The sequence below is a fragment of the Candidatus Palauibacter sp. genome (genome assembly GCF_965237495.1).
Lineage (GTDB): Bacteria > Gemmatimonadota > Gemmatimonadetes > Palauibacterales > Palauibacteraceae > Palauibacter.
In genome coordinates, this window is the sequence record NZ_OZ250143.1 from 3059678 (window position 1) to 3077986 (window position 18309).

15 protein-coding genes and 6 tRNA genes are annotated in these 18309 nt (G+C 64.3%); 7 read left to right on the forward strand and 14 right to left on the reverse strand.

Annotation, left to right across the window (positions count from 1 at the left end):
• Positions 1–275: 275 nt before the first annotated feature.
• Genes ACPXY0_RS13395 through ACPXY0_RS13405 form a run of 3 tightly spaced genes read right to left on the reverse strand, consistent with a single transcriptional unit; the run spans position 276 to position 2802 of the window.
• Positions 276–1796, reverse strand: coding sequence for a HesA/MoeB/ThiF family protein (locus tag ACPXY0_RS13395; RefSeq protein ID WP_423925355.1), 1521 nt, complete (start codon positions 1794–1796; stop codon positions 276–278).
• On the reverse strand, positions 1793–2176 hold the full coding sequence (locus tag ACPXY0_RS13400) for an E2/UBC family protein (protein WP_423925357.1): 384 nt from the start codon (positions 2174–2176) through the stop codon (positions 1793–1795). Before ACPXY0_RS13400 ends, ACPXY0_RS13395 begins: the two co-directional genes overlap by 4 nt.
• Positions 2177–2187: 11 nt before the next feature.
• A complete protein-coding gene (locus ACPXY0_RS13405) occupies positions 2188–2802 on the reverse strand; it encodes a hypothetical protein (RefSeq protein ID WP_423925359.1) in 615 nt (204 codons plus the stop codon).
• A gap of 271 nt (positions 2803–3073) precedes the next feature.
• Between ACPXY0_RS13405 and ACPXY0_RS13410 the strand changes: the two genes are divergently transcribed.
• The 7 genes from ACPXY0_RS13410 to ACPXY0_RS13440 all read left to right on the forward strand — a co-directional run bounded on the left by ACPXY0_RS13410 (position 3074) and on the right by ACPXY0_RS13440 (position 12204).
• The gene (locus ACPXY0_RS13410) at positions 3074–3421 is read left to right on the forward strand and encodes a helix-turn-helix domain-containing protein (RefSeq protein WP_423925361.1); all 348 of its coding nucleotides are present in this window, start codon (positions 3074–3076) and stop codon (positions 3419–3421) included.
• A 4-nt stretch (positions 3422–3425) separates the two neighbouring features.
• Positions 3426–4361: an ImmA/IrrE family metallo-endopeptidase gene (locus tag ACPXY0_RS13415; protein ID WP_423925363.1), complete on the forward strand. Its 936-nt coding sequence runs from the start codon at positions 3426–3428 to the stop codon at positions 4359–4361.
• A gap of 29 nt (positions 4362–4390) precedes the next feature.
• Positions 4391–4699: a HigA family addiction module antitoxin gene (locus ACPXY0_RS13420; protein WP_423925365.1), complete on the forward strand. Its 309-nt coding sequence runs from the start codon at positions 4391–4393 to the stop codon at positions 4697–4699.
• Between the two features lie 81 nt (positions 4700–4780).
• Positions 4781–6199 carry a transposase gene (locus tag ACPXY0_RS13425; protein WP_423925367.1) on the forward strand — a complete coding sequence of 473 codons (1419 nt, stop codon included), beginning with the start codon at positions 4781–4783 and terminating at the stop codon, positions 6197–6199.
• Positions 6200–6368: 169 nt separating this feature from the next.
• Complete coding sequence (locus tag ACPXY0_RS13430; RefSeq protein WP_423925369.1) at positions 6369–9173, forward strand: DEAD/DEAH box helicase family protein; 2805 nt, start codon at positions 6369–6371, stop codon at positions 9171–9173.
• Entirely contained in the window at positions 9170–10702 is a 1533-nt protein-coding gene (locus ACPXY0_RS13435; RefSeq protein WP_423925371.1) for a restriction endonuclease subunit S, read from the forward strand. The genes ACPXY0_RS13430 and ACPXY0_RS13435 overlap by 4 nt, the downstream gene beginning before the upstream one ends.
• A complete protein-coding gene (locus ACPXY0_RS13440; protein WP_423925373.1) occupies positions 10702–12204 on the forward strand; it encodes an N-6 DNA methylase in 1503 nt (500 codons plus the stop codon). The genes ACPXY0_RS13435 and ACPXY0_RS13440 overlap by 1 nt, the downstream gene beginning before the upstream one ends.
• Positions 12205–13007: 803 nt before the next feature.
• Here ACPXY0_RS13440 and ACPXY0_RS13445 read toward each other — a convergent pair.
• The 11 genes from ACPXY0_RS13445 to ACPXY0_RS13495 form a co-directional block, all read right to left on the reverse strand.
• The gene (locus ACPXY0_RS13445) at positions 13008–14273 is read right to left on the reverse strand and encodes an AAA family ATPase (protein ID WP_423925375.1); all 1266 of its coding nucleotides are present in this window, start codon (positions 14271–14273) and stop codon (positions 13008–13010) included.
• The gene (locus tag ACPXY0_RS13450; protein ID WP_423925377.1) at positions 14270–15433 is read right to left on the reverse strand and encodes a HesA/MoeB/ThiF family protein; all 1164 of its coding nucleotides are present in this window, start codon (positions 15431–15433) and stop codon (positions 14270–14272) included. The genes ACPXY0_RS13445 and ACPXY0_RS13450 overlap by 4 nt, the downstream gene beginning before the upstream one ends.
• A gap of 314 nt (positions 15434–15747) precedes the next feature.
• Positions 15748–16119: a hypothetical protein gene (locus ACPXY0_RS13455; protein WP_423925379.1), complete on the reverse strand. Its 372-nt coding sequence runs from the start codon at positions 16117–16119 to the stop codon at positions 15748–15750.
• A gap of 4 nt (positions 16120–16123) precedes the next feature.
• Complete coding sequence (locus tag ACPXY0_RS13460) at positions 16124–16573, reverse strand: hypothetical protein (protein ID WP_423925381.1); 450 nt, start codon at positions 16571–16573, stop codon at positions 16124–16126.
• Positions 16574–16899: 326 nt separating this feature from the next.
• Positions 16900–17184 carry a hypothetical protein gene (locus ACPXY0_RS13465; RefSeq protein ID WP_423925383.1) on the reverse strand — a complete coding sequence of 95 codons (285 nt, stop codon included), beginning with the start codon at positions 17182–17184 and terminating at the stop codon, positions 16900–16902.
• Between the two features lie 313 nt (positions 17185–17497).
• A tRNA-Pro gene (locus ACPXY0_RS13470) sits at positions 17498–17571 on the reverse strand.
• Between the two features lie 69 nt (positions 17572–17640).
• Positions 17641–17713, reverse strand: a tRNA-Gly gene (locus tag ACPXY0_RS13475).
• A 52-nt stretch (positions 17714–17765) separates the two neighbouring features.
• Positions 17766–17837: transfer RNA gene (locus ACPXY0_RS13480), tRNA-Thr, on the reverse strand.
• 42 nt (positions 17838–17879) lie between these two features.
• A tRNA-Ala gene (locus ACPXY0_RS13485) sits at positions 17880–17953 on the reverse strand.
• Between the two features lie 23 nt (positions 17954–17976).
• Positions 17977–18051, reverse strand: a tRNA-Asp gene (locus ACPXY0_RS13490).
• 18 nt (positions 18052–18069) lie between these two features.
• Positions 18070–18143, reverse strand: a tRNA-Val gene (locus tag ACPXY0_RS13495).
• Positions 18144–18309 lie beyond the last annotated feature (166 nt).

Sequence of the window (18309 nt, forward strand, 5' to 3'; positions counted from 1 at the left end):
GCGGGCGGAGGCGGCCTGCCTCCTCGGAACGGCGAGCGGCGATGCCGCTCCCTTCGGCGAGGGCACGGGGGGTAGGACAGAAACACGAAGAAGCGGAGGGACGGGGCGCTCCCGTATCCGCTTCTTGCGTGGAGGTCAGACCGTTCGCGAAACGTCCGCGGCCGAGAGCGAGTAGGCGAGCGCTGCTGTTGGCTGTCGGGCGCCGCGACAGTCCCCGTCACCCCTTCTTCTACCTCGTTCGAGCCAATCTCCTCAGGTCAGCCGCCTCTCCGGATTCATCCAGAGCCTCTCCCCGCGTCGGAACCAGCTCGTCCCCAAAACCATAACCAATTCCTCACGCTACGACGCCATTTCGCCCACCACGGCACCCCGTCAACTCTGGGCTCAACATTCGTTTCGTCGGCCTCGACGACTGGGAATGGAAAGCGATCGCCCGTGCCCATGTGCTCGCAGTACAGGCACTCTGCAGTGCACGTGGAACTTACATCGCTGTCCATCATCCCGGTTGCGAAATGATAGGTCTGGACCCCCGGATTACCAATTCCTGCAGGTCGCACGACCATACTCAGAAACTGACAGATCATCATCCCGCTCGCAGACAGCGCAAACCCGAACACGTTCTCGTTCCTTCGCAACGCATGATCTTCGGGAAGCCGCTCGATGTATGTCGGATCGTCAAGCAGACCTTGCCGCTCAAGTGTGACATTCGCCGGGTCGAACTGGCCGAGGCATTCCAGACACGCCCTTCCCGGTATCGCGACGTGTGCACCCCACTCGGCGCCTCGTATGGACCCGTCCGGCTTGACGCGGACGTGCACACCTCCGTCTACGACCGGGATGTGGTGCGCGAACGCCACCATGTTCAGCACCTGTCTCGGCCAAGGCCGATCCACGCAACTGAACAGCACGTCGCAATCCAGCGCCGCTCTTAGGCCGCTCTCCCGTGTCACCGACTTCCTGTTTAGCCTCACGTCTGCGTCGTCGGCAGTCGCGTGCTTGCGTAACTGCTCTCCCGCCACGTCTGTCTTGAACCGCCCGATGTCATCGACGCTCGCGTGGAGAAGCCGATCCAGGTTGTGTTCTTCCACCGTGTCGAAGTCGATCAGGCTGATGGTCTCAACACCCATTCGGGCCAAGCTCTCCGCAACGATCGCGCCCACGCTTCCGACCCCGACCACGCCGCAATGCAACCGAGCGAGCGTGTGCTGCTTCTCCTCGCCCCAAGCCGAGTAGGTCCTCTTCAGCATTTCCTTGAACTTCGGCGTAGGAGCTAGCTCCTCCATGAAGGTCACGTCGAAATCGTCCCCGACCACCCGAACACTCCCACACCACCGCCGTTCGTATTCCCGTCGCCCAACCCGGGGCCAGAAACGCGCGCTCAGTGCACCATCAGTGCCCATGGTCAGACCGATCAGCGGCAGGCCCGTTTCCCCAAGTATTGAAGGCGCCGTGCTTCGCTCCGTGTCCACATCCTCGCCGCTCATTCCCTGCCATCCCGGAGTGAAGTGGCTGTGCAGTAATGCGATACCGGCGTTCCTCGACATCGCAGCCTCCGCCACCCGGTCCAGATAGTTCGGCAAGAAGCTCGCGCCGCCATGCAGTCGTCTTTCGTTCGCGACCGGAAGCACAACCTCCTTCAGCACTGCGGTTGTTCGCGTCTCGCCGGTGCTCGGCTTCCACAAGGCGAAACAGAGGTCCTCCTGCGGCTCCCCCTTCCTGATGTGTTGCAAGAGATGCCGTCTCAACACAGCAGCGACCTCGGACGTCATCACCACGCTGTAGTCGGCTGAACTCACTGGCTCTCCCAAAGCGCCCGGACGTGCTCCATGTACCGCATCGCGTTCCTCGCGCCCGATGTCCAGTTCGGATGCGGCCGGCTCCAATACTGCCAGCCGTCTCTAAAGTGCTTGCTGTGCTTCTTGCTGGGATGAACGTGCCCCGACGGATGCGGCCCGTCCTGCCGATTCTCGTGAATCAACTCGTGAACATGTGGGCCGCCCGGCGGCGACAGCGGAAAGTCGCGCGGCACGACGATGCCGATGTCCACCTTCAATCCCTCGAACTTGCCTTCGGGAACGCGGTACCCCGCAATCATGATGTGGTCGTCGCCCAACTCCTCGACCTCCATTCCGGCGGCCCGCAGCTCGTTCGCGAAGAGCGCTCCTCCGACGAGCATCTGGTCCCCAGCTATCCGTCCAGCTGCGAAACGCCCTTTGGCCCGGTGTAGTGGCCAACGAACTCCGCTCCGTCGTACAGGAAGATCGGCTGCTCGCCCTTCCCGTCGTACCTGATCCTCTCGCCGTCCTTGATTTGAACCAAGTAGTTGCTTTCAGGATCGAGACCGCCCAAGCGCAGAATGTCATCCGCCGACATTGGGTTTTCTAGCGCTTCATGTGGCTCGCTGTCGATCTTGATCGAAATCGGCGGCTCCCAAACGATCTCGGCTGCGTCGAGGCACTTCTTGACCAACGCCATCGCCTCCGCCGCCGCCTTGGACGGCTCGCCCTCGGCATCCAGTTTCACGAGCAGCTCGAACGAGGTCTCCGCCACCGGCGTGAACCGAACCGACCAGCCGCCCCGCGCCTTCTCGATCACCCAGGCCGCCTCACCCAGCTGCACCTTGCTGTCCTCCAACACCGGCGCCCCCGGCCCCTCGGACTTCAAGATCTCCGCCACGGACATCACCTCGACGCCGCTCACGCCCTCCTGGCTTCGCAGCAGGGCGCCCACTTCGCTGAGCAGCTCCACGCCCCAGCAGCGCTCCCCGGCTTCCGACACCTTTCTTATCTTCAACAGCGACACCAGTCACCTCCTGCGATGGTCACTCTCGCCCGGGGGTCAACGCCCCTGGGCCACGTTCTTGAGGATCTCACGCCACCCTCGGGCTTCGGTCCGTCGTCCCCCTGAGCCACCTCGGTTCAGAGGCTGATCGCTAACTTGAAGTGGCATGCTTGTGATGTAAAGCACTAATCGAGCACGCTTGAATCATCGCACGGGCCGGAGCTAGACTGAAGTTTGGGAAACGCCGTCGAAGAAGACGAGCATGATGCACCCTGCCTCGGAGGGATGCCGCGTGAAGCCCACACTCGGACAGTACCTCGCCTCCATCCGTGCAGACCGGAAGATGACCCTGCGTGAAGTCGAGGAGGCTACCGACAAGGGAGTCTCGAACGCCTACCTCAGCCAAATCGAGAACGACAAGATTCGCAAACCTTCACCCAACGTCCTTCATTCTCTGGCCGAGATCTACGCTATCAGCTTCGAGAACTTGATGATCAGGGCCGGCTATCTCATGCCTTCCTCGGACCGCTCGGACCATGACCGCCACGGCCGGGTGGCGACGTTCGCCGAGCACAACTTGACGGAAGAAGAGGAATCGGAGTTGCTGCGATTCCTTCAATTCATACGCGGTAGGGGATGAACCTATGATTCGACCTGACGACAGTAGGCTCGACCCCGCGGATCTCCGCGCGGTCGAGGAGCAAGCCCACCGACTCCTCGACCGCGCAGATGCCTGGAACGAATTCCCGGTCCCCGTCAACGATATCCTCTCCGCTGCTAGGGTTCACGTTGCCCAGACCAGCGCGTTCGACCCTGCCGCGATCATCTCCTACGTCAAGGGCAGGGCGGCCGATACGGGCGCCCTTGTCAAGACGGCGATAAGCAAGGTGTTCGGCGTCTACGATGCCGCCGCGGCCGTTATCCATATCGACGACACCCTTGTGGAAGCCAAGCAGACCTTCCTCAAGCTGCACGAGGTGGGACATCACGACCTTCCCTGGCATCGCAAGGTGTTCCGGTTCTTCGAGGACTGCCGCAAGACCTTGGATCCGACCGTCGCGGATCAGTTCGAACGTGAAGCCAACAACTTCGCGCGGTTCCTGCTGTTCAAGGACCGCACCTTCGCCGAAAACGCCGCCGATTGCCCCTTGGAGATCAAGACACCGATCACACTCGCCAAGAGATTCGGGGCCTCGGTTTACGCCTCTGTTCGTGAGTATGCCCGCACGAACCCGAGACCGTGTCTCGTTCTTGTTCTCAACCAACTTGAAACCACCGAGGGTATCGGCCCCCGCGCGAGGGTTCGACGCATCGAACCCTCGCCCTCCTTCCTCACCCGCTTCGGTCGCCCCTCGATCGAAACGGTTACACCCGGCCACCCACTTTGGCCGGTCCTTCCCATTGGCCGCAGAATGACCAGACCGATGTCGCTGCCGTTCACCGACTCCAACGGGCTACAACACGAATGCGTCGCCGAAGCGTTCGATACCACATACAACATCCTGATCCTGCTATACCCGCTGAGCGCTCTCAACACGAAACGTGTTTTCATGCCATCCGCAGTAGATCTGCCGAGTTGACGCGCTCCCTTTCCGTTCCGGGCTGAGCCATGAAGGGCACAGGCGGCGAACGCGTGGGTCCGATGCTGAACCCGCCACACCTAGGCGAACTGATCCGTGAGAGCATGGACTACGTCGGCTGGAACGTGACCGAGACGGCCGCGCGCCTGGGGTGCGAGCGGGGAACCCTGTCGCGACTGCTGAACGGCAAGGCTGGCGTTTCGGCGAACTTGGCGCTCGCGTTGGAGGCTCTCGGCTGGGGCGACGCCGATCACTGGATGCGGATGCAGGCGAGCTATGAGCTTGCGCAGTCTCGAAGGGCACGCGGATGGCCGGAGGACACTAGCAGTCCGTGGTAAAAGTCGCGATGTCCCGCGTCGATGTTGATGGTTAGATTGTGGGCGGGACAAGAGGCGACTGGCGGTTTGGGGAGGTTGACGATGGCGATGGGTCGGCGGAGGGGCGGGCGGCAGAAGGCGCTGTTCGTGGCGGCCGAGAGGATCCGGGCGCCGGGGCACCCGTTCTACCGGGCGCTGGAGGGGCTGTTGGCTTCGGCGGGGTTCGACGGGTGGTGCGAGGAGACGTGCGCGGCGCACTACGCTCAGCGGCTGGGCCGTCCGAGCATCCCGCCGGGGGTGTACTTCCGGATGCTCGTGGTGGGGTATCTGGAGGGGATCGGTTCGGAGCGCGGGATCGCGTGGCGGTGCGCGGAGTCTCTGTCGCTGCGGGAGTTCCTGAGCTACGAGCTGGACGAGAACCCGCCGGACCACTCGACGGTGTCGCGGACGCGGCGGCGCCTGCCGGTGGAGGCGCACGAGGCGGTGTTCGCCCGGGTGCTGGAGCTGCTGGAGGAGAGCGGGCTTCTGAGCGGCAAGACGCTGGGGATCGACTCGACGACGCTGGAGGGGAACGCGGCGATGCGGTCGATCGTGCGGCGGGACACGGGGGAGGGATACCAGTTGTTCCTGGAGGGCTTGGCCGAGGCGTCGGGGATCGAGACGCCGACGAGGGCGGACCTGGCGAAGCTGGACCGGAAGCGGCCGAGGAAGGGGAGCAACGAGGACTGGGAGCACCCGCACGACCCGGACGCGCGGATCACGAAGATGAAGGACGGGCGGACGCGGATGGGCCACAAGCTGGAGCATGCGGTGGACATGAGCTCGGGGGCGGTGTGCGGGCTGACGGTGCAGCCGACGACGGGGGGCGACTGCGCCTCGCTGCCGCAGACGGTGGGTGAGGCTTGCGGACAGTTGGAGCGGCTGGGTCTGGAGGCGCGGGAGCTGGTGTGCGACAAGGGCTACCACTCGAACGCGACGATGAAGCGCCTGGCCGGCCTCGGGGTGCGGGGCTACGTGAGCGAGCCGAACCGCGGGCGGCGGAGCTGGAAGCGGGACCGGGCCGCGCAGAAGCCCACCTACGCCAACCGGCGCCGGATCCGGGGTGCCCGGGGCAAGCGCCTTCTGAGGGCGCGGGGCGAGAAGCTGGAGCGCGCCTTCGCCCACCTGCTCACCACGGGCGGCATGCGCCGGACGCACCTGCGCGGGCACGAGAACATCCGCAAGCGGATGCTGGTGCACGCGGCCGGGTTCAACCTGGGGCTCCTGATGCGGAGCCGGTTCGGCTATGGGACGCCGAGAAGCCTTCAAGGCCGAAGTGCGTCCACGCTCCGAACGGGAGGCCTCCGGATCGCCTTTTCGGCCCTTTTCCGCCCGAAATCGCGCGTTCTCGGCCACCTCCGGCCCGCGCGGGCCCGACAATCGCCCAAACGAGGCACCGGCCCCTCCGGCGCAACAATCCGCCGCGACTTTGCCGAGATCATATTCCGTGGCCCGCAGCGCGCTTTTGCCACGGGCTGCTAGGACTAGGGCACCCGATGCCACCCGACGGTAGCGCTATGGAGTCGGAGTGCGATTCGGTCATATTATCCGCCATGCGCGCAACTCCCAGCCTTCCTCGTCCGTTCTCACGAACCCCCGCAGCCCGCGGCCCTCGAGGTATGCCCCGGCTTCTTGAGAAGATTGCGTTCCGGTGCCGCTGACGCCGGAACAGCGAGCCCGCGAGAAGATCGACGGGCAGCTCGAAGCCTGTGGATGGGTGGTTCAGGACTTCTCCTCCATGAACACCCATGCGGGACGCGGTGTGGCTGTCCGGGAGTTTCCGCTGAAGTGGACGGAGGGCGCCAAGATCCGGTCCGGGTTCGCCGACTACCTGCTCTACGCCGACGGTTGGGCCGTTGGGGTCGTCGAGGCGAAGCCCGCCGGGCATACTCTCGAAGGGGTTGTCGGCCAGTCGAAACGCTACACCGAGGGGCTCGACGAGCAGGTGCCCGCGCGGTACCGCCCCCTTCCCTTCGCCTACGAGTCGACCGGCGAGGTGACCCAGATCACCAACGGCCTCGACCCTCATCCGCGCAGCCGCGAGGTCTTTACCTTCCACCGTCCCGAGGAGTTGCTGCGGCTACAGGACCTGGGAGCGGAGCAGCTGCGCGGGTTGCTCCGGAAGATGCCGGAACTGCCGAAAGGCAAACTCTGGCCCGTCCAGCACGAAGCCATCCTGAAGCTGGAGCGGTCGCTCGCGGACGCGCGGCAGCGCGCCCTCATCCAGATGGCCACCGGCAGCGGCAAGACCTTCACCGCGGTTTCGGCTTGCCACCGGCTGATCCGGTACGCCAAGGCCAAGCGCATCCTCTTCCTGGTCGACCGTAACAACCTCGGACGCCAAGCTCTGAACGAGTTCCAGCAATTCAGGGATCCTTCCTCCGCCTACACTTTCGCTGAGGAGTTCGTCGTCCAGCACCTGCGCGGCAACGCCATTGATCCGGCCAGCAAGGTCGTCATCACGACCATCCAACGCCTCTACTCGATCCTGAAGGGAGATCCCGACTACGACTCTGCCAACGAGGACGATTCGCTCTTCGAGTCCGCCCAACGGCCCGGCAACGAGCCCGTTCCGGTCGAGTACACCGCCGACCTGCCGCCTGAGACGTTCGACTTCATCGTCATCGACGAGTGCCATCGCTCGATCTACAACGTCTGGCGGCAGGTGGTCGAGTACTTCGACGCTTTCCTGGTCGGGCTGACCGCGACCCCGAGTCCCCACACCATCGGCTTTTTCAAGCGCAACGTCGTGCAGGACTATTCGCACACGAAGGCCGTGGCGGATGGGGTCAACGTCGGCTACGACATCTACCGCATCAAGACGAGGATTTCGGAGGAGGGTGGCGGCTTGGCCGCGGAAGCGGGGCGCTATGTGCCCAGACGCGACCGCCGTACCCGGAAGACAACGCTCGCGGAGTTGGAGGACGACCTCACCTACACCGCGACCCAACTCGACCGCGACGTGGTCGCCCCGGACCAGATCCGGCTTGTCGTGCGCACCTTTCGGGACCACCTGTTCACGCAGATCTTCCCGGGCCGCACGGAAGTTCCCAAGACCCTCGTCTTCGCCAAGCAGGACAGCCACGCCGACGACATCGTGAAGATCATCAAGGAGGAGTTCGGCAAGGGCAACGACTTCTGTCAGAAGATCACATCGAAGACGACTGGTGCCTCCCCCGAGGACCTGCTGAGCAGCTTCCGCAACTCGTACAACCCGCGCATCGCGGTCACCGTGGACATGATTGCGACCGGTACCGACGTGAAGCCGCTCGAATGCCTCCTCTTCATGCGCAACGTCAACTCGGCGGGATACTTCGAGCAGATGAAGGGGCGCGGAGTGCGCGTTATCGACCGCAACGACCTTCAGAGCGTCACCCCGGACGCGACGGACAAGACGCACTTCGTGATCGTCGATGCGGTCGGCGTGTGCGAGCGCGACAAGACCGTGTCGCCTCCGCTGGAGCGTCGGCCTTCGGTCAGCACGGAGAAGCTGCTTCAAAGGGTGGCGATGGGGATCGTCGACGCGGACCTGGCGTCGACCCTGGCATCGCGCTTGGCCCGGCTCGGCCGGCAGGTGGACGAGGGACAGGCGTCGCGGATCGCATGCGAATCGGGCGGGAAGAGTCTGGCGGGGCTGACCGGTCAACTCCTGGAAAGTATCGACCCGCAAGCGACACACGAGGCAGCGCTCGCGAAGCATGGGCTGCCCGAAGACGGTGAGCCATCCGCAAAGCAACTGGACGCGGTGGAGCGCGAGCGCATGGCCGAGGCGCTCAAACCGTTCAGCCAGCCGGGGCTCAGGCGGGCGATCGTCGAAATCGCGCAGAGCCTCTACCAGATCATCGACGAGGCGACCATCGACGTGCTGATCGACTTCGGGCATAGCGAGGCGGCGGTCCAGAGCGCACGATCGAAGCTGGACGACTTCCAGCGGTTCCTCGAGGAGAACAAGGATGACATCGAGGCGCTCCGGATCTTGTACAGCCGCCCGTACCGCGCGGGCCTCCGGTACCGTCACGTGAAGGAACTGCGGGACGCGCTACGCAACCCGCCGGTCGGACTCCACGACCCCGCCAACGGACTGTGGCGGCTCTACGAGGCGCTGGAACCGGAGCAGGTGCGGGGCCGGGGCGGCGGCGCGCTCGTCGATCTCGTTGCGATCGTGAAGCATGCGATCGGCCCGGAGGCTACGCTGGTGCCCGTGGCAGATCAGGTGGAGGCGCGATACCAGGCTTGGCTGGAAGAGAAGGCGAGCGGGGGACAGGAGTTCACGGCTGAGCAGCGGCGGTGGCTGGATGCGATCAAGGACCATATCGCTTCGAGCTTGGGGATCGAGCAGGAGGACTTCGAAGATGTGCCGTTCAACCAGTGGGGTGGGCTCGGTGGCGTTTACCGGGCGTTCGGTGAGGATCTCGACGCGGTGCTGGCCGAGTTGAATGAGAGGCTAGCCGCGTGAAGGAGCTGCCTAAGGGGTGGATTTGGACGACACTCGGCGACGTTTGCTCCAAGCCGCAGTACGGTTGGACAACGAAAGGCTCTGAGCAGGGGCGAATCAGGCTGCTCCGGACAACCGATATCGCGAACGGAACCATTGATTGGTCGTCGGTGCCATTCTGCGCCAAAGATCCACCGGCACCCTCAAGATACCAACTAGCCGAAGGGGACATCGTCATCTCGCGAGCGGGTTCGGTTGGGGTCAGCGCTTTGCTCGAAAGGCCGATACCGGCAGCGGTCTTCGCCTCTTACCTCATTCGGTTCAAGGCGTTGGGCACCCCGCCTCGATTGATCGCGTACTACTTGCAGTCTCCAAGATACTGGGCCGCGATAGGTGACAAGGCTGCTGGGATTGCCATTCCCAACGTAAATGCAACGAAGTTAGCCGCCCTGCGGCTCCCCCTCGTCCCCCTCCCCGAGCAGCACCGCATCGTCGCAAGGATCGAGTCGCTCTTTGCCGAGCTCGACAAGGGCATCGCCGCGCTCAAGCGTGCCGAAGTCAATCTGGAGCGCTACCGCGCGTCCTTCCTCAAGGCGGCGGTCGAGGGAAGGCTGACCGAGCTGTGGCGCCACGAGAATCCGCCCGTCGAGAGCGGCGAGGAACTGCTTCGGCGCATCCTGGCCGAGCGGCGGAAACGCTGGGAGGAGGAGCAACTCGCGAAGTTCAAGGCCAAGGAACGGAAGCCGCCCCGGAACTGGAAGGCGAAGTACAAGGAGCCGGTCGCGCCGGACACGAGGGGGTTGCCCGGGCTGCCGGACGGGTGGTGCTGGGCAACCGTGGATCAGGTGGCGCTGCGAATGCGGAACGGACGGTCTGTTCGCACGCGAGCCGGTGGCTTCCCGGTGTTGCGCCTTGGCGCAATCACGGGTGACGTATTGGATGATCGTGACTTCAAGTATGGGGACTGGGGACCGGAGGAAGCGGAACCCTTTCGGGTACGTGCGGGCGACTTCTTCGTCTCACGGGGAAATGGTTCCTTGGACTTGGTCGGTCGCGCAGCAGTCGCTGACCAAGGCGTAGGCGATGTTGCCTTCCCGGATACGATGATCCGGGTGACGTTCGCGTGCACAAAGCTTTTTCGTGCACGGTTCGGCGCTGCCATCTGGAACAGCCAAATCATCCGGCGGCAGATAACGGAATCCGCCAAGACGAGCGCGGGAATCTACAAGATCAATCAGGCGGATCTTCAGCGTCTCCATCTGCCATTGCCTCCGGTGCTGGAGCAGGACATGATCATTGGCCTTCATCATGTATCCGAATCGGTACAGTCCCACCTCGGGAATCGGCTTACCGTTGCGGTCAGTGGTACATCCACGCTCCACCAGTCCATCCTCAAGCGTGCCTTCGAGGGCCGCTTGGTCCCCCAAGACCCCGCCGACGAGCCCGCGTCCATCCTCCTTGAGCGCATTCGGGCCGAACGGGAAACGGTTAGGAAAAAGGCGCGGCGCCGCACGAAGCGGACCGCCCCACGCAAGAGCCAAGTCGCCTGATGCCCAACGACACCCGGCAGATCGTCAACAAGGCGTGGAGCTTCGCGCACCTGCTCCGCGACGATGGCCTGTCCTACATGGCCTACACCGAGCAGATCACCTTCCTGCTATTCCTGAAGATGGCCCACCAGCGGACCCAGCCGCCGTGGAGTCGGGCACCCATCATGCCGGACGGACTCGACTGGCCGAGCCTGCTCGCCCGCGACGGCGAGGAGTTGGAAACTCACTATCGGCACATCCTGACGGAGCTTCCCAAACGAGGAGGGATGCTTGGGGAGATCTTCAAGAAGGCCCGACAGGAGATCCAGAATCCGGCGACCCTCAAGCGCCTGATCGTCGACTTGATCGATCCCGAGGACTGGATGTCGATGCACGCGGACGTGAAGGGCGACATCTACGAAGGCTTGCTGGCCAAGTCGGCCCAGGAGTCGCCGAAGGGCGCGGGCCAGTACTTCACGCCCCGCGAACTGATCAAGGCCATCGTGGACGTGATGCGGCCGGGGCCGGACGACACCGTGTGCGATCCCGCCTGCGGCACCGGCGGGTTCCTCCTCGCCGCCCACGACTACGTGGTCCGCGAGCACGGCAGCGCCCTCGACCCCGACCAGAAGCGTCACCTCCGGCAGGACTTCGTGCGGGGCTGGGAGATCGTTCCCGCAACCGCCCGACTCTGCATCATGAACCTCTACCTGCACGGGATCAGCGCGGACCGGTCCCCGATCCACTCGGGAGTGGACAGTCTGGCCAACGATCCCGGCGACCGATTCTCGATGGTGCTCACCAATCCGCCTTTCGGCAAGAAAAGCAGCATCCGGATCGTGAACGAGGAAGGCGGCCTAGAGACGGAGGCCCACACCTACGAGCGCCAAGACTTCTGGACCAGCACCACGAACAAGCAGCTCAACTTCCTCCAGCATGTGAAGACGCTGCTCAGGACGCACGGCTCCTGCGCCATCGTCGTTCCGGACAACGTCCTGTTCGAGGGCGGCCCGGGTGAGACCGTGCGGCGCAACCTGCTCCAGCAATTCGACGTTCACACGCTTCTGCGGCTTCCGACCGGGATCTTCTATGCCCAGGGGGTGAAGGTGAACGTCCTGTTCTTCGACGCCAAGCCCGCACGCGAGAAGCCCTGGACCGAGCGGCTCTGGGTCTACGATCTGCGGACAAATAAGCACTTCACGCTCAAGATGAAGCCGCTCCGGCGGGAGGACCTCGATGACTTCGTCGCCTGCTACCGCCCGGGCGAGCGCCACAAGAGGAAGTCCACGTGGAGCCGCGAGAACGAGGGCGGTCGCTGGAGGGCGTTCGAGTACGACGAACTGGCCACGCGGGACAAGCTGAACCTTGACCTCCTGTGGCTCAAGGACAGCGCCTTGGAGGACAGCGAGAACCTGCCCGAGCCCGAGGTGCTGGCGGCCGAGATCGTGGATGACCTGGAGGCGGCGCTGGAGGCGTTTCGCGAGGTTGCACGGGAGCTTGAGGTGGGGGGGGATGCCGCATGACCCTGCACTTACGTACCCATCACAGCAACCTCCAACTCTAGCCGGACGACTCGGCCAAGCTGCCGATTCCGGACTGCGAAAAGGACGAGCAGCGCGTCGTGAGAATCTCGGACACGATTCTTGCGGCCAAGGGCGCGGACATCGAGGCCGATGTGGCGGCCGAGGAGATGGAGAGTTGGACCGGGTGGTGCGGGAACTCTATGGTGCTTGAACCGAAGGGGGCCATGCCATGTGCCACTTGAATTGAATGTCATGTGCCACTTGAATTGAATCCTGCGACGACAAGCAGGAACCGCCGTCTCACGTTGATCACTTCAGCCGACGTGGGCATCGGCGCCGGTGGAGGAAGTCGTTGCGCCGTGCCGGTGGGTGGTCGACCGGAAACACCCGCCTCCGAGACCCCCGCTCCGTCGGGAGCAGCTCTGCGTCCTCGAAGTCCTTCCGTAAGTTCTTGTCATGAACGACCATCACCCGCGCGTGGGAAGCTGCGGCCAGCGCGAGCACCTGCTTATCGCCCTCGCCAGAACGAGTCTCCAGGGCGTCTAGCCGACTCTCTTCCCGGCGAATCACCGCCTCTTCGATCAGCACCGCCAAGCCACTCTGGCGGTATGATAGGACGAGTTGGAACACTTTCTCGTCCCATTGGAGCTGCCTACCGATTTCGTCATACGTCGAGTATGCGACGCGCCCGTGTCCGTCATCGATCCACGCTCGAAGCTGCACCCCAGCCGAGTTGGGGGACTTATCGTTGAGAACATCGAACGCACTTGCATCCAGAACGACGGGCGTGCACACGAGACTCGCTACCGCCGAAAGCCGAGAAGGCGCTCGGTCTCGTCGAGAAAGAACCGGCGAAACCCTGGGGGCGTGTCGATCAGGTTCGCTTGGTCGTCCACTCGAATGTCGTGCAGGATCGTGGACGCGCCGTCGTCGACGCGGTCGAAGTAGACGATTCCCAGGTCGTGCGGATCGATATCGCCGGACATCACCGCGATGCGGAACCAATCCGGAATGTGATCGCTGTGCGTTTCCACAAGGAGTCGGTGCCCCCGCTGCGCGGCCAAGCCGACCAGGGCCGCTTGGGCCTGGGGGTGAAGATGGGTCTCCGGTTGCTGCAGGAGCAACGTGGCTTCCTTAGGCGCAGACGCGACGGCGTAAAGAAAGGGCAGCACGCTGTGGATACCGAAGCCGACATCAACAACGTTGTATTCCTCGCCCGAGGCATTGACCCAGATCTCGTACGTCCCTCCTCGGCCACGCCGGATATCGAGGCTGCTGAACAGGTTCAGCCGCTTGCCAAGCGCAACGATCCTCTCGAGCGTCTCGTCGTCGAGTCTCTTGCCGAACGGGTTCGATGCATACTCGCGCTCGCGCGGCCAACCGTTGGGGTCGTCCGCCGCAACGCGAAGCCGGTGTTCGGCGCCCGGGAAAAGATCGCTCCGCCGAAAGAAGTTGGTGAATCGGGCGAACATCCGAACCGCTTCGGACGATACTTCGCCGGTGCGCTTCCGCCATAGCGCGGTGTCTCCCTCGTGCGGCAGGTTGCCGCGGCGGACCGAACCGGAAAGCCATGTGCTGAACTGCCGATAGGAGACCATCGACTGCGGGAACTCGAACTCAAACTCCGGTCCGGTGACGCGCCACATCTCCGGGCCCCCGGATCGGGGCGAGCCAGGACGCGTCACACGGAACACACCACGGCCCCTTTCCGCCGAGAGGCTCAACTCCAGCTCCCGTTCCCGGGGCTCGCCCGCCGGTCCCCGGTCGTAGACCACGCGAACGCGGTCGTACCGGTGACCCTCAAACGTGGCCTCGATAGCAAACTTCGAGGCCCCTGAGCGGGCGATCGTCTTGAAGCCGCCCATGGAGAACGGCGCGTCGCTAAAGGGATTCCTGTCGCTTAGGTCAACGAGATCCGACAGACGCACGACCATGCGGGCGCATCCCAGGAACGTCGACTTGCCCGTGCTGTTCTCGCCCACCAGCACGGTGATGCGGGGCAGTCCGGTCCGCTGCGTCTGTGCGAAGCAGCGGACATCAGTTAGCGCAAGGCTGGTGATGCGGCTCATGAACTCCTCCCGCCGACAAGTCTCCGGGCCAAGTTGTGCAACGGGGCCAACAGCCTCGCTCCGACCGAGGATGGCAGCGAGCGATCCAAGTGTTCCGGGCCGGTCACCAGGAACGGGTAAGCAGTCTGATCCCCCGAAGCGGTCCGCGCCATGACTTCGCAGTGGTTCCGGCACGGCTCCGCCACGGCATGGAGGGTTCCAGGCACGTAGCTGTAATGGAGTTTGCCGCCAGGTTCCGGCCACCAACTGGCACCGATGACCATGCGCAACATCTCCAAGGTCATCAGACTGGCCAAGTTGGCACTGAACGGGAAGACATTCTGGTTCATGGGTCGCCCACCCGCCAGCCTCGCGACATAGCTCGGGTCGTCCAGCGACCCATCGCGTTCCAGCACGACATCCGATGTCGTGTACTGTCCGTCGCAGCGCAGGCAGCGGTGCCCGGGCCCAGACCGGACCACACTCCACGCCGCCTGGCCAAGCGTACCGTCCCTCTTCGTGTCCACAAACACGCCGCCGAAGACGACGGGAATGCAGTGAGTGTAGGCAATATGGTTCAGCAGGTCCTTCGGCAGGGGGCGGTCAACGCACGAGAACAGTACGTCGCAGTCGAGCGCGGCACGATAACATCCTTCTTGTTGGATCCAACCGGCGATCGCGTCGATCCGTAGTCGTGCGGCGGTCGCCGAGCGCCGAAGGGCGTCGGCCGCAAGCTCCACCTTGAGCCGACCCACATCCGCTTCGCTGGCGTACAGGAGGCGGTCCAGATTGTGGGTCTTCACCCGGTCGGCGTCCACCAGCACGAGGTGCTCGACGCCGATGCGCGCGAGGGCCTCCGCCACCATGGAGCCGACACTTCCCAGTCCCACAACGCCGAAGCGCAGCCGAGCCAGATCGGATTGACGGGCGCTGCCCCAGGTGTCGGTCGTGCGCCGCAGCGTTGGGCGGCGCTGCGGAGGCGGCATTTTTTCAGCGTTGTAGGTCACTCCGAGTCGGCGGCCAACGACGCGCACCTTGTCGCACCACGCCCGCTCAAACCTTTGGCCGTCCCAGCGCCAGAAGCGGGCGCTCCACGCCTCGTCAGTGCCGAGCGTCAGGCCGACCAAGGGAAGGCCCGTGGCCCGGGCCGGCCCTCCGATGCGGTCCCTCTCGGCGGTCACGTCCGCACGACTCATGGGCTGCCAGCCCTCGGTCGGGTGGCTGTGCAGAAACGCGAGACCCGCACCCCTCGCGCAGGCAAGGCGAACGGATCGGGACAGGTATCCGGGCGTGAAACTCGCCCCGCCGTGGAGTGTCCGCTCGCCCTCCTCCGGAAGGATCAACTCGGAGATCAGGGCGGTTGTACGCGACGCCCCACGGCTAGGTCGCCAAAGCGCAAAGCAGAGATCCTCCTGACGTTCCCCCCTCCGCAGGTGCGCAAGGAGGTGGCGGCAGGCCGCTTGGTGGGCCGACTCGATCAGCGCGGCCTCGAAGATCACAGTTGATGCAGAAAGCGAAGCAGATGGCGCCTGACGTAGGTGCGCATGTTCTTCTGCGACGGTTCCAAGGTGTCCCAGAAATCTCTCGGAGGAGCGCTGAAGGTCCACCAAAGCGCGCCCTCGAACTCGTGCTCTGAGTGCCGGGTAGTATTCGCGGCGTCAAGGCCGCGAACGTGGATGAAGTGCGGTGGGTATTCCGGGTAGGCTGCTTCCTGAAAACTCAAACCGATATCGAGGACAGTGCCCCGGAAGCGTCCGCTGAGCACGTCGAACGGGAAAACCACGGCCTCGCCACCAGCGCCGTTCCAACGTACGACGCGGCTTCCGATACCGAGTTCCCGCAACTCTCGATCAACGGTGCCGAGCACAGCCTCAGGCTACCGGTGTCGGGCCCGCGTAAAGCGCCACGAACTGGTCGTCGTCGGTCACGAGAACTTCGTCACCTAGGTTTTCGTACCTAGCGCCGGTGCGCACGTTGTCGAGGTAGTAGTCCTCCAGTTGGTCGAGGTCGATCGCCGCGTCCGGCCCCGCTCGGCGCAGGATTTCCTCCACGGTCAAGGGGCTTTCCTTGGTGACTTGCAGTTCGCCGTTGACCGTGTAGCGGATGGTTGGTTCCACCGGACGCACGCGGCCCTTGGCGTCGAATGCGTCCCCCTCTAGCAGCTCGATGGTCGCGGATGGATCTCGCCAGGTCTCGCCAGTCTTCGTTCGCACGAGCTCGAAACCGGTCGGATCCAGCCCCTCCTGTTCGGCAAGCCACGCGGCGCGAACTTTCCTCCGGTCGGACTCGAACTCTCGGCCGTTGATCTTGAAGTGGATCACGATCGGATTTCCTCCCCAACTGGGGTGACGCTGCTGCCAACGTAGGGATCATAGCGCCTGATCGACGGTGGATAAAACTGCGACCTCGGGTCGCCGGTCAGTGGGGGGCGTGCCTACGGCCGGAAAGGACCATCGACGCGCGGTGGACCCGCTGGCTGGCGCTTGGGCGGAGGTGCCGAAATCGCCCGTGAGACCTCCCTTCCGCAACAGCGGGAAGCAGCTGACCCCGGGCACATCAGCTACCGGGTGCGAAGCCCCTGAAACACTTGGCGCATGGTCCGCATGTCGAGTCTTACTGCTGCGACAATCGGAGGAGCGCCCTGCGGTCAGCCCCGCCAAACTCCAGTTGGAGTCGTGATGGACAGCTTGGTCCGGGTCGGGTCGAAGGGTTGGTCGATGCGGGTCTCGTCCTGGGCTTCCAGGGCTTCGTGCTCCACGCCGTGGCCTTCGGTCCGGCCCTCTTCCTTGATGCCGGAGGTCCCAATCGGCGATTCGTCTCGCGCACCGTCTCCGGCTGCCAGATCGGCGGTGGCCGAACCCTCGTGCGAACCCGCCTGCGGCATGACAAGAGTCGGGGCGGCAAGTTTGCGGACTGCCTCCGGCCCGGACATCGGAGTCTCGTCCGCTTCGTTGGGTTCTGGTCGCTATCCTGCATGGTCTCGGGGTCGGCAAGTCGGAAGGGCTTTCGGAAATTCCTGCAAGAAACACTCACGCCCGGAGCGAAAGGAAGCCGAGCCCCTCACACCGCCCTCCACCACCCCCTCAGAAGGCGATACCACGAGGTGCGGGGAAAGGCGCTTTGACCGGGCCGAGGCGCCCGGATTTGGCTACGACCGCCTTCGGCGGCCCGCCTAATCCGGGGGGCGACTTGGCAGACCAGGCAAACTTAACAGTCCGCCCAGCCAACATGACCAGGCAGACCAATCGGGGCGCCCGGATTTGAACCGGGGACCTCTGCGTCCCGAACGCAGCGCTCTACCGGACTGAGCCACGCCCCGAGGGTAATGCGGATCGCGCGCCTGGCGCGGGGCCGGGCTCGCCGAGGGGGTCGGCGAGTCGGCGAAAAGAGCGGGTGACCGGATTCGAACCGGCGACCTCAACCTTGGCAAGGTTGCGCTCTACCGACTGAGCTACACCCGCGTGTGCTGCTCCCTCCAGCCTGCGGCCTGCCGGGCCGGAGGGGTCCTGCCAGAGCCACCGGTCGGATTTGAACCGACGACCGCCGCATTACGAATGCGGTGCTCTACCCCTGAGCTACGGTGGCGAGCCGTCGCCCGCTACCGCTTGGAGTCGGGTACGACGGCAGTGGAGCCGGCGGGACTCGAACCCGCGACCTCTTGAGTGCGATTCAAGCGCTCTCCCAGACTGAGCTACGGCCCCTCGTTCGACACGGTTTGGGGGAACGGGGCTGACGGGATTCGAACCCGCGACCTCCGGTGTGACAGACCGGCACTCTAACCAGGCTGAGCTACAGCCCCCTGTAGCAGTGTTCCCGATGGGGCCTACTGGACTCGAACCAGTGACCTCTACGATGTCAACGTAGCGCTCTAGCCATCTGAGCTAAGGCCCCGCCGAAGACAAGACGAGCGGGACCCCGGGGGGGAGCCCGCTCGGCCGACACATGCTAAACGAAGGGGCCGAATCGGTCAACCCGAACGGGGGTTGCATCGGCGGTCCGGAGCGACGGTTGCATCCACCGGAGCGCGGTATACCTTGTCCGCGATCCGTGCCTCCGA

Coding starts and splice junctions, on each gene's coding strand:
- ACPXY0_RS13400 (WP_423925357.1), bottom strand. CDS start 2,176: ATGCTCGTCGGAGGAGCGCTCTTCGCGAACGAGCTGCGGGCCGCCGGA.
- ACPXY0_RS13415 (WP_423925363.1), top strand. CDS start 3,426: ATGATTCGACCTGACGACAGTAGGCTCGACCCCGCGGATCTCCGCGCG.
- ACPXY0_RS13420 (WP_423925365.1), top strand. CDS start 4,391: ATGAAGGGCACAGGCGGCGAACGCGTGGGTCCGATGCTGAACCCGCCA.
- ACPXY0_RS13425 (WP_423925367.1), top strand. CDS start 4,781: ATGGCGATGGGTCGGCGGAGGGGCGGGCGGCAGAAGGCGCTGTTCGTG.
- ACPXY0_RS13440 (WP_423925373.1), top strand. CDS start 10,702: ATGCCCAACGACACCCGGCAGATCGTCAACAAGGCGTGGAGCTTCGCG.
- ACPXY0_RS13445 (WP_423925375.1), bottom strand. CDS start 14,273: ATGAGCCGCATCACCAGCCTTGCGCTAACTGATGTCCGCTGCTTCGCA.
- ACPXY0_RS13465 (WP_423925383.1), bottom strand. CDS start 17,184: ATGTCCGGGCCGGAGGCAGTCCGCAAACTTGCCGCCCCGACTCTTGTC.